The organism is Phenylobacterium sp., from assembly GCF_031360265.1.
GTDB lineage: Bacteria > Pseudomonadota > Alphaproteobacteria > Caulobacterales > Caulobacteraceae > Phenylobacterium.
In genome coordinates this window covers 1-9,383 of record NZ_JANMBF010000164.1, presented here as the reverse complement: position 1 = coordinate 9,383, position 9,383 = coordinate 1, and the positions used below count along the sequence as shown (strand labels likewise).

General features: G+C 70.0%; 9 protein-coding genes, 1 other RNA gene and 1 pseudogene. 8 read left to right on the top strand and 3 right to left on the bottom strand.

Features of this window, described 5'->3' with window-relative positions:
* Positions 1-987: pseudouridine synthase (locus RMN86_RS15150; protein WP_309606687.1), on the top strand; the 987-nt coding region annotated here is incomplete at its 5' end.
* On the opposite strand, the pseudogene RMN86_RS15145 reads toward RMN86_RS15150, so the two are convergent.
* A pseudogene (locus RMN86_RS15145) lies at positions 941-1,570 on the bottom strand (enoyl-CoA hydratase/isomerase family protein); the annotation flags it as partial. The gene RMN86_RS15150 and the pseudogene RMN86_RS15145 overlap by 47 nt on opposite strands.
* A gap of 157 nt (positions 1,571-1,727) precedes the next feature.
* On the opposite strand from RMN86_RS15145, the gene rsmD reads away from it, so the two are divergent.
* Together rsmD and RMN86_RS15135 are read left to right on the top strand one after the other, a co-directional pair.
* Positions 1,728-2,309: a 16S rRNA (guanine(966)-N(2))-methyltransferase RsmD gene (gene rsmD, locus RMN86_RS15140; RefSeq protein WP_309606686.1), complete on the top strand. Its 582-nt coding sequence runs from the start codon at positions 1,728-1,730 to the stop codon at positions 2,307-2,309.
* A gap of 54 nt (positions 2,310-2,363) precedes the next feature.
* Positions 2,364-3,134, top strand: coding sequence for a MerR family transcriptional regulator (locus RMN86_RS15135; RefSeq protein WP_309606685.1), 771 nt, complete (start codon positions 2,364-2,366; stop codon positions 3,132-3,134).
* Positions 3,135-3,297: 163 nt separating this feature from the next.
* Here the strand turns inward: RMN86_RS15135 and nudC are convergent, their stop codons facing one another.
* Complete coding sequence (gene nudC, locus RMN86_RS15130) at positions 3,298-4,224, bottom strand: NAD(+) diphosphatase (protein ID WP_309606684.1); 927 nt, start codon at positions 4,222-4,224, stop codon at positions 3,298-3,300.
* Between the two features lie 133 nt (positions 4,225-4,357).
* Between nudC and yghU the strand changes: the two genes are divergently transcribed.
* Positions 4,358-5,245, top strand: coding sequence for a glutathione-dependent disulfide-bond oxidoreductase (gene yghU / locus RMN86_RS15125; protein WP_309606683.1), 888 nt, complete (start codon positions 4,358-4,360; stop codon positions 5,243-5,245).
* On the opposite strand, the gene RMN86_RS15120 is transcribed toward yghU, so the two are convergent.
* On the bottom strand, positions 5,242-5,517 hold the full coding sequence (locus tag RMN86_RS15120; protein ID WP_309606682.1) for a DUF2277 domain-containing protein: 276 nt from the start codon (positions 5,515-5,517) through the stop codon (positions 5,242-5,244). The two genes, yghU and RMN86_RS15120, sit on opposite strands and share 4 nt — an antisense overlap.
* A gap of 424 nt (positions 5,518-5,941) precedes the next feature.
* Here RMN86_RS15120 and ffs point away from each other — a divergent pair.
* The 4 genes from ffs to rmuC form a co-directional block, all read left to right on the top strand.
* Positions 5,942-6,040, top strand: an RNA gene (ffs, locus tag RMN86_RS15115) — signal recognition particle sRNA small type.
* 95 nt (positions 6,041-6,135) lie between these two features.
* A complete protein-coding gene (locus RMN86_RS15110) occupies positions 6,136-7,929 on the top strand; it encodes a DNA polymerase III subunit gamma/tau (protein ID WP_309606681.1) in 1,794 nt (597 codons plus the stop codon).
* Between the two features lie 44 nt (positions 7,930-7,973).
* Positions 7,974-8,576 carry a recombination mediator RecR gene (gene recR / locus RMN86_RS15105; RefSeq protein WP_309606680.1) on the top strand — a complete coding sequence of 201 codons (603 nt, stop codon included), beginning with the start codon at positions 7,974-7,976 and terminating at the stop codon, positions 8,574-8,576.
* Positions 8,577-8,609: 33 nt separating this feature from the next.
* Positions 8,610-9,383, top strand: a 774-nt coding sequence (rmuC, locus tag RMN86_RS15100; RefSeq protein WP_309606679.1) for a DNA recombination protein RmuC, incomplete at its 3' end; no start/stop codon positions are given.

The window sequence follows — 9,383 nt, the reverse complement described above, 5'->3', positions numbered from 1 at the left end:
CTGACCACGCCGGCGGTCAAGGTCGAGCGTGGCGACATCCTGACGGTCGACGGCGCCGTGGTCACCGAGGCCGAGCCGGCACGGCTGTTTCGCTATCACAAGCCGATCGATCTGGTGACCAGCCATAACGACCCGCAGGGCCGCCCCACGGTGTTCGCCGCCCTGCCGGCCGGCCTGCCGCGGCTGATCTCGGTGGGCCGCCTGGACATCAATTCCGAGGGCCTGCTGCTGCTCACCAACGACGGCGGCCTGGCCCGCGCGCTGGAGATGCCAGCCACCGGGATCGTGCGTCGCTATCGCGCCCGGGCGCGGGGCCGGGTGACCCAGGAAAAGCTCGACACCCTGAAGGCCGGCATCACCGTCGAGGGGGTCCACTATGGCGCCATCGAGGCGCACCTCGACAAGGCCAAGGAAGGGCCGCAGGGCGCGAACCTGTGGATCACCGTGGTGCTGGCCGAGGGCAAGAACCGCGAGGTCCGCCGCGTGCTGGAGGCGCTGGGCCTGAAGGTGAACCGGTTGATCCGCCTCTCCTATGGTCCCTTCGTCCTGGGGACGCTGCTGCCAGGGGATGTCGAGGAAGTGGGACCCCGGGTGATCCGTGAACAGCTGGCCGAGCACATTGCGCCGGCCAACCTGCCCAAGGGCGACCGGCCCTTGTGGAAAAAGCCCGCTGCCGTGGCCGCGGGGCCAAGGCGCGGCGCGGTGGAGATCGATCGCGGCGGCAAGCCGGCGGGCCGCACGGGCAAGTCCGTCAGGCGACCGCGCAAGGCGCCTATCGGCGAACCGCCGGCGAAGATGGAATACAAGGCCGGCTGGGCCAAGCCCAAGCGCAAGCCCGCGATCGTGCCTAAAGCGCCTGGATCGAAGCGGGGGCCCGGCCAGCCTTCAGGCCCGCGCGGGCTGAAGCCGTCCGCATCACCGCCTGGAACGAACGGCGCTCGTCGGCCAAGCCCTCCGCGAGCGGGCGGTCCAGGGCGGCGCGGGTAAGCCGCTTGGCGAAGGCCAGCCCCTCCGCCCCGCGCTGATCCCACTGCGCCGCCATCTCCAGGGTGCGGGCCAGCGGGTCGGCGGCGATCTCGTGCACCAGGCCGATGGCCAGCGCCTCGCCGGCCTCGAAGGTCAGCCCGCGCAGAATGATCTCCAGCGCCTTGGCTTCGCCGACCACACGGGGCAGCCTCTGGGTGCCGCCACCGCCCGGGAAGATGCCGATCCGAGTCTCCGGCAGGCCGATGGCCGCGACATCGGGGCTGGCGATGCGCAGGTCACAGGCCAGGCTGAGCTCGAAGCCTCCGCCCATGCACAGCCCGTTGATCGCCGCCACCACCGGCTTGGGCGCCTCGGCGATGACATCCACCAGCGCCAGATAGCCGCCGGGGGCGCGTCCGTCCCAGTCCGGCGGCGGCGGGGCGGTGTCCTGGGCCGCATCGCTGGCGGTGGAAAGCTCGCCCACGTCGTAGTGACGGATGAAGATCCCCGGCACGCCGCCGGTGATGATCATCGAGCGGACGGCGGGGTCCTCGGCCAGAGGGCGGATCGCCTCGAGCATTTCCTGGGCGCCTGCGCCGGTCATGGTCCCATAGGGTGGGTTGGCGTAGCGGATGACAGCTGCGCCGCCGCGGCGCTCGACGCTGACCAGGCTCATGGCGCGGCCTCCCTTGATTGTTGTCGCGAAAGCTTGGATCGAAGGGGCGGGCGGGGCAACCCCGCCGTCGGGGAGGCTTGCGGCTTTGCGTATCGTCTCCGGCAGCTTCCGCGGCAGGGCGCTGGCAGCCCCGGCGGGCAAGGGCGCCCGGCCCACCTCGGATCGCGCGCGCCAGGCGATCTTCAACATCCTCGAGCACGCCGCCTGGTCGCCGGGGGTCCGCGACCTGCGCGTCATCGACCTCTTCGCCGGCTCCGGCGCGCTGGGCCTTGAGGCCCTGTCTCGGGGCGCCGCCTTCTGCCTTTTCGTCGAGAGGGACGAGGCCGCGCGGGGCGCGATCCGCCAGAACATCGAGGCCCTGGCGCCGGACGGGGGCCTGTTCGGCGCCACCCGCGTCCACCGGCGTGACGCGACTGAGTTGGGCGCCCGCCCCAGCAGCGACGGGCCGCCCTTCAACCTGGCCTTCCTCGATCCGCCCTACGCCAAGGGCCTGGGCGAGGCGGCCCTGGAGAAGCTGGCGGCCGGCGGCTGGCTCGCACCCGGGGCCATCGTGGTGTTCGAGCGCGGCGTCGGCGAGCCCGATCTCAGCATCCCCGGATACGACGCCCTGGCTGCCCGCGACTACGGCGCGGCGCGGGTCTGTTTTTTCCGTTTCGAAGCCGCTTGACCCTCACGTCCGGTGAGACCTGATCAAGGGGCCATCGACGAGGACATTCGATAAGTGCGCGGTCATACGGTCAAACAGGTGGCGAAGCTGTCGGGCGTTTCCGTCCGCACGCTGCACCACTACGACGCGATGGGGCTGCTCAAGCCCGCCTCCGTCGGTGAGAACGGCTACCGCTACTACGGGCGGGAGGAACTGTTGCGCCTGCAGCAGATCCTCTTCCATCGCGAGCTCGGCTTCTCGCTTGAGGAGATCGCGCGCGTGATGGACGCCAAGGGCTTCGACCGGGTCGTCGCCTTGAAGGCGCACCGGCAGAAGTTGGAGGCCGAAACCCGGCGCTATCGGCAGCTGCTGCGCACGATCGATCACACCCTCGCCGCCCTCGAAGGAGACGCGAAGATGGAAGACAAGGCGATGTACCGGGGCTTCGACCCCGAAAAGCAGGCGGGCTACGAGCAGGAGCTCGTTGAACGCGGCGGACCGGAGATGCAGAGCCGCATCGACGCCGCCAAGGCCGGCATGTCCGGCTGGAAGCAGGCCGATTTCGACGCCATGCAGGCCGAGGCCGAGGCGATCGAGGCCGGCATGGCCAAGGCGCTGGTGGACGGACTGCCGGTGGACGGCGGTGCGGTCACCGCGCTCATGCGACGGCAACACGGCTGGATCGCCAGGAGCTGGAACCAGCCGGCGCCGGCCGCGGCCTTCAAGGGCCTGGGCGAGATGTACCTCAATGACGGGCGCTTCCGCGAACGCTACGACGGCCGCCAGCCGGGCCTGGCGGAATACATGGCCGCCGCCATGGCCTCCTTCGCGGATCGCGAGCTCTGAACCGATCTTCCTTTCCTACGTGCTGTACAGGGGAGGGACAGGCGGCAAAGCCGCCAGGGTGGGGACGCCGCGCTCAAGCTCGGAGTCAGCACTCCGGCCCACACTTCCCCACCCGACCTCGGCTTCGCCTCTGCCACCCTCCCCACTAGGGGAGGGAAACGTTTCAGCCCTCTTCCACCCAGGCCTTGAGCAGCTGGTGGGCGATGGCCAGGCGGCCAGGCGCGGTGGCGTCCTCGATCTGACCGGCGATCAGCAGCCTGGCTTCGGCGCGGGTGAACCAGCGGATTTCGGAGAGTTCGGTCTGGTCGGGCGTCCCCTCATCGTCCTCCACTTCGGCGATCAGGCCGATCATCAGCGAGGATGGATAGGGCCAGGGCTGGGTCGAATGATAGCGGACGGTGCGGGTGCGCAGGCCGGCTTCCTCGGCCAGTTCGCGGGCGCAGGCTTCCTCAATGCTCTCGCCGGGCTCCAGAAAGCCGGCCAGGGCAGAGAACATGCCCTTGGGCCAAGCCTCCTGGCGGCCCAGCATGCAGCGCTCGCCATGGAACGGCAACATGATCACCACCGGGTCGGTTCGCGGGAAGTGCTCGACCTCGCAGGCCGCGCAGCGACGTTTCCAGCCGCCGTCGGTCGCCTCCGTGGGCTGGCCGCAGTTGGCGCAGTGCCGGTGACGCCGCCGCCACTCGAACATCTGCTTGGCGGTGGCGACGATGGCGGCGTCGGAGGCGGGCAGCTTCAGGGCGACGGCGCGCAGGTCCTCGAAGGCGCCAAGACCCCGCAGCGGCCCTTCGGCGGGATCGGCCGGGCCTTCCAGGTCGACGGCGAAGACCGCGGTCTCCTTCCACAGGCCCATGAACAACAGGCGCTCGGGGCCGCCGGCCAGCTCGGCGACCATCTTGGCCGGCAGATAGGCGATCTGCATGGTTCCCTCTTTGGCGGGCTCGACGAACGGCCGCCCGTTCCAGATGGCGAAGCCGAGGGATTCAGGCGAGGCCAGCTGCGCGGCGATCCAGTCGGGCTTGGAGCGGCGGTCGCTGGCGCGATCGAGCGGGTTGCCGGCGAAGGTGTTCTGAAAGGCGTCAAGGGGCATGGTGAAGGTACTACCGCACCGCAGCAACGGCGTCATCCCAAGCGTGAAGGTCCACGGCTGACTGGCCAAACGGCCCCGGGCGCCCCACATCGGACGTGCGCGCGATCTGGCGCCAGGAACCCGGAGCCCTCGCATGTCCGAGCCGACCGCCTACGAGCCCCCCAAGGTCTGGAGCTGGAACAAGGAAAACGGGGGCCGGTTCGCCGCCATCAATCGCCCGATCGCCGGCCCGACCCACGACAAGGACCTGCCGGTCGGCCGTCACCCCTTGCAGCTCTATTCCCTGGGCACGCCCAACGGGGTGAAGGTGACGGTGATGCTGGAGGAGTTGCTGGCGCTGGGTCATGCCGGCGCGGAGTACGACGCCTGGCTGATCAATATCGGCGCCGGCGACCAGTTCGGCTCCGGCTTCGTGGCCGCCAACCCCAACTCCAAGATCCCAGCCCTGGTGGACCACAGCGGGCCGACGCCGATCCGGGTCTTCGAATCCGGCGCGATCCTGATCCACCTGGCGGAAAAGTTCGGCGCCTTCCTACCCACCGAGCCCGGCCCACGGGCGGAATGCCTGTCGTGGGTGATGTGGCTGATGGGCTCGGCGCCCTTCCTGGGCGGCGGGTTCGGGCATTTCTACGCCTATGCCCCCACCAAGATGGAATACCCCATCGACCGCTACGCCATGGAGGTGAAGCGCCAGATGGACGTGCTGGACCGCCGGCTGGCCGAGAGCGAATATCTGGGCGGGGCCGACTACACCATCGCCGACATGGCGACCTGGCCCTGGTACGGGGCGATGGCCAAGGGGGTGCTCTATGGCGCCGGCGAGTTCCTGTCGGTCGCCGACTACAAGCACGTCCAGCGCTGGACCGACCAGATCGCCGAGCGCCCGGCGGTCAAGCGCGGCCGGATGGTCAACCGCACCTTCGGCGACCCGTCGAGCCAGCTGCACGAACGCCACGAGGCCAGCGACTTCGAGACCAGGACCGCCGACAAGCTGGCGCCAGCGGCGCCGGCCGCGAGTTAGGCGCGGACGCCGAAACGCTCGGCGGACCGGGCCCTGGCCTTCTGGGCCTCGGTCTCGCGGTCGCGCGGCGGCGCCTGGGTTTCCAGCGAGGTCAGCAGCCGATGGCCCGCCGCGAACACCGCCTCGATGGCGGCGTCGAACGCGGCGGCGTTGGCCTTCGATGGCGCATTGAAGCCCGAGAGTTTGCGCACGAACTGCAGCGACGCGGCGCGGATTTCGGCGTCGGTCGCCGGCGGTTCGAAATTGTAGAGCGTCTTGATGTTGCGGCACATGGGCGGGGGTCTCCGTCTGGGCCGCAGGATAGCGCGGCGGCGCGTTTCTCCAACACCGCTCATCCCCGCAAAAGCGGGGACCCAGGTGGTGCACAGCTGCTGGAAGCGGCGCGTTTCGCCAATGTAGCCGACTTGGGAAAAATGCGCCCGCCCGCTCCCGGTCCGCTGCCTGACCTCAGGAATCGTCGGTCCGAAAGTCCTTCACCCAGAAATGTGGCTTGGGCAGAGCTTGTGTGTCCGGAACAAAACGCGTACATCTCGGGCGATGAGTTCAACCCTATTTCTTGTCGAGATACGAAGCTGGGACTGGCCTCTCCACGTCGGGGTGAGGCCGCGCTCCGCTAGCGCGGAGCGCGACCCCGACGGAGACTTGCTGTGCGTGGCAACCCTTGCCTCCACGCCCCGCATCCGCCATATCCCCGAGCGGAGATCGGCGGCGGGCGGACGCTTCGCCAACCTGGTCAGGGCCGGAAGGCAGCAGCCACAACGAATTCCGTTCCGGGTCGCCGTTCGGTCTCCACCTTTCCCCAACACGTCAAATCCGACTGAGAGGGGATAAAGGGCGCGGCCCCCACTTTCGCATGGCGCGGGGGGCGGGCGATCTCTTACATGTAGGGCATGGGCGACGACGACCTGATCCCCGACGAGTCCGACGCGCCGCCCGAGCGTGACCCGAACACGGGCGACATGTTCGCCGACCCGCCCAGGCCGACGCTGAGCGACGACGCCAGCGCCGCCTACACCGTCATCGCGCGCAAGTACCGGCCGAAGACCTTCGACGACCTCTATGGCCAGGAGGCCATGGTGCGGACCCTGACGAACGCGTTTTCCAGTGGCCGGATCGCGCACGCCTTCATGCTGACCGGGGTGCGCGGGGTGGGCAAGACCACCACGGCGCGGCTGCTGGCCCGGGCGCTGAACTACGAGAGCGACACGATCCACGCGCCGACGCTGGACCTGTCGGTGGAGGGCGTCCACTGCGCCTCGATCATCGAGGGGCGGCACATGGATGTGCTGGAGCTCGACGCCGCCTCGCGCACCAAGGTCGACGAGATGCGCGAGCTCTTGGACGGGGTGCGCTACGCCCCGACCTCGGCGCGCTACAAGGTCTATATCATCGACGAAGTGCACATGCTGTCGACGCAGTCGTTCAATGCGCTCTTGAAGACCCTGGAAGAGCCGCCGCCGCACGCCAAGTTCATCTTCGCCACCACCGAGATCCGCAAGGTTCCGGTGACCATCCTGTCGCGCACCCAGCGGTTCGACCTGCGCCGCGTCGAGGCCGACGTGATCGTTGCGAACCTGGAGATGATCTCCGAGGCCGAGGGCGCGCGGGTTGAGGCCGACGGGCTGATGCTGATCGCCCGCGCCGCCGAGGGCAGCGTGCGCGACGCCCAGTCGATGCTCGACCAGGCCATCGTCCAGGCCGAACCCGGCCAGACGGTCACGGCGGCCACCATTCGCGACATGCTGGGGCTCGCCGACCGGGGCCAGACCATCGGCCTCTTCGAGCAGATCCTGCGCGGCGAGGCGGGGCCGGCGATCGAGACCTTCCGCACCCTCTATGGCTATGGCGCCAACCCCGACCAGGTGATGCTCGACCTGCTGGATCACGGCCACGGCGCGGCGGTGGCCAAGATGGTCGGGCCCCAGGCGCTGGTCATGCCCAAGGACCAGGCCGCCCGACTGGCCGCCATCGGTGCGGCGATCTCGGCGGGGACGCTCTCGCGGCTGTGGCAGTTGACGCTGAAGGCCTACGAGGAGGTGCGCCGCGCGCCGGACGCCGCCGCCGCCGCCGACATGGCGATCATCCGCCTGGCCTACGCCGCCGACCTGCCCGGACCGGAGGAGGCGCTGAAGCGGCTGCAGGCCGGCGACCCGGCGACGCCGTCCGGGACGGTTTCGCAAGGCGGGGCGCCTGCTGGCGGCGGGGGCGGCGGGGCGACCGCCGTGGCCCGCAGCTTCACCGCGCCGCAGCCGCAGTCGTCCGCCGAACCCGTGGCGACCTTGAACACCTTCGAGGAGATGCTGGCGCTGATCGAGCGCAAGCGGGATATTGCGCTGAAGCTCGACGTGGAACGCTATTTCCGGCCGATCAGCTTCCGCCCGGGCGCCATCGAATACGAGTCCGCCCCCGGCGCGCCCTCCAACCTGGCGCAACGGCTGGTGGGGCGCCTGAAGGACTGGACCGGCGAGCGCTGGCTGATCGCCGCCCAGGGCGGCGGCGGCGCGGAAAGCCTGTGGGAGCGCCAGAAGCGCGAGGACCGCGAGGTGCGCGCCCAGGTCGAGCAGGACCCCTTCGTGCTGGCGGTGATGGCGACTTTCCCCGGCGCGGAGATCCTCAGTGTCCGCACCCTGCCGCCGCCGGAGGCCGCGGCGCCCACGCCGGTCGAGGACGACGATGACGACTAGGGCCGTGCGCGGCGCGCCGGTCCCCAGCAGGTCGAGAGCCTGACTTGGCCGCCTCCGCCGGCCCCGAGATCGAGCGGCTGATCGGCCTGCTCGCCAAGCTGCCGGGCCTGGGGCCCCGGTCGGCGCGGCGCGCGGCGCTGGCGCTGTTGAAGCGGCGCGATCAGTTGCTGGCGCCCCTGGCCGACGCGCTCGCCGAGGCCGCCGCGAAGGTCAAGGTCTGCACGGTCTGTGCGTCGCTGGACACCCAGGATCCCTGCGCCATCTGCGCCGACCGCCAGCGGGATGCGACGCTGATCTGCGTGGTCGAGGACGTCGGCGCGCTGTGGGCCATGGAGCGGGCGAGCGCGTTTCGCGGGCGCTATCACGTGCTGGGCGGCCTCTTGTCGGCCCTTGACGGCGTCGGGCCGGACGCGTTGCGGGTCAACGGGCTGGTCACCAGGGCCTCCGACGCCGGCGTCCGTGAGGTGATCCTGGCGCTGCCGGCGACGGTCGACGGCCAGACCACCGCCCACTATCTGGCCGACCGGCTGGCGGGGGCGGATGTGTCGGTGACCCTGCTGGCGCGCGGCGTGCCGGTCGGCGGTGAACTCGACTGGCTCGACGACGGCACCATCGCCCAGGCCATGCGCGCGCGCCGGCCGGCCTAGTCGCGACTCAACAAAGCCGCTAAGGAACACAGCATGAACGTGTTCCTGGTCCTGGCCGTGCTCTTCGCGGCGCTCGCCGTCTTCGCCATCGTCTGGGCGATTCGCGAGCGCGACAGGGCCACACGCGCGGAGTTCGAGCTGGCGTCGGCCAACAAGCATGCCGATCTGGTGAACGCCCAGGTGGCGCAGTCCGCCGCTGGCGTGGCCGAGGCGATCCTGAAGAAGAACGAGGAGGCGATCGCCGGGCGCGAACAGCTGGCCCAGGCCCGGCTGGAGGCGCAGCTGAAGCCGGTGGCCGAAAGCCTGCGAATGTTCCAGGAGCATGTGGCGGCGGTCGAGAAGGTCCGGGTCGAGGAGACTGGCGGGCTGAAGGCGCAGATCTCGGCCTTGCTGCTGGCGTCCACCGCCACCCAGGACGAGGCGCGCAAGCTGTCGGCGGCGCTCCGGCGTGGCGCGGGTGTGCAGGGGCGCTGGGGCGAGCAGACCCTGCGCAATGTGCTGGAGGCCGCCGGCCTGACCAAGCGCTTCGACTTCGAGGAACAGTTCTCCGTCGACACCGAGGAGGGCCGCCGCCGGCCCGACGTCACCGTGCGGCTGCCGGGCGGCGGAGTGTTCGTGATTGACGCCAAGTGCTCGCTGAACGCCTTCCTGGAGGCTCAGGACGCGGTCGATGAGGCGGCGCGCGATGGCTGCTTGATCCGCCACGCCCAGAGCGTTCGCGCCCATATGAGCGGCCTGTCGAGCAAGGCCTATTGGGACCAGTTCAAGGACGAGGGCTCGCCCGATTTCGTCGCCATGTTCGTACCC

Coding starts and splice junctions, on each gene's coding strand:
- RMN86_RS15120 (WP_309606682.1), bottom strand. CDS start 5,517: ATGTGCCGCAACATCAAGACGCTCTACAATTTCGAACCGCCGGCGACC.
- yghU (WP_309606683.1), top strand. CDS start 4,358: ATGTCCGAGCCGACCGCCTACGAGCCCCCCAAGGTCTGGAGCTGGAAC.
- nudC (WP_309606684.1), bottom strand. CDS start 4,224: ATGCCCCTTGACGCCTTTCAGAACACCTTCGCCGGCAACCCGCTCGAT.
- RMN86_RS15110 (WP_309606681.1), top strand. CDS start 6,136: ATGGGCGACGACGACCTGATCCCCGACGAGTCCGACGCGCCGCCCGAG.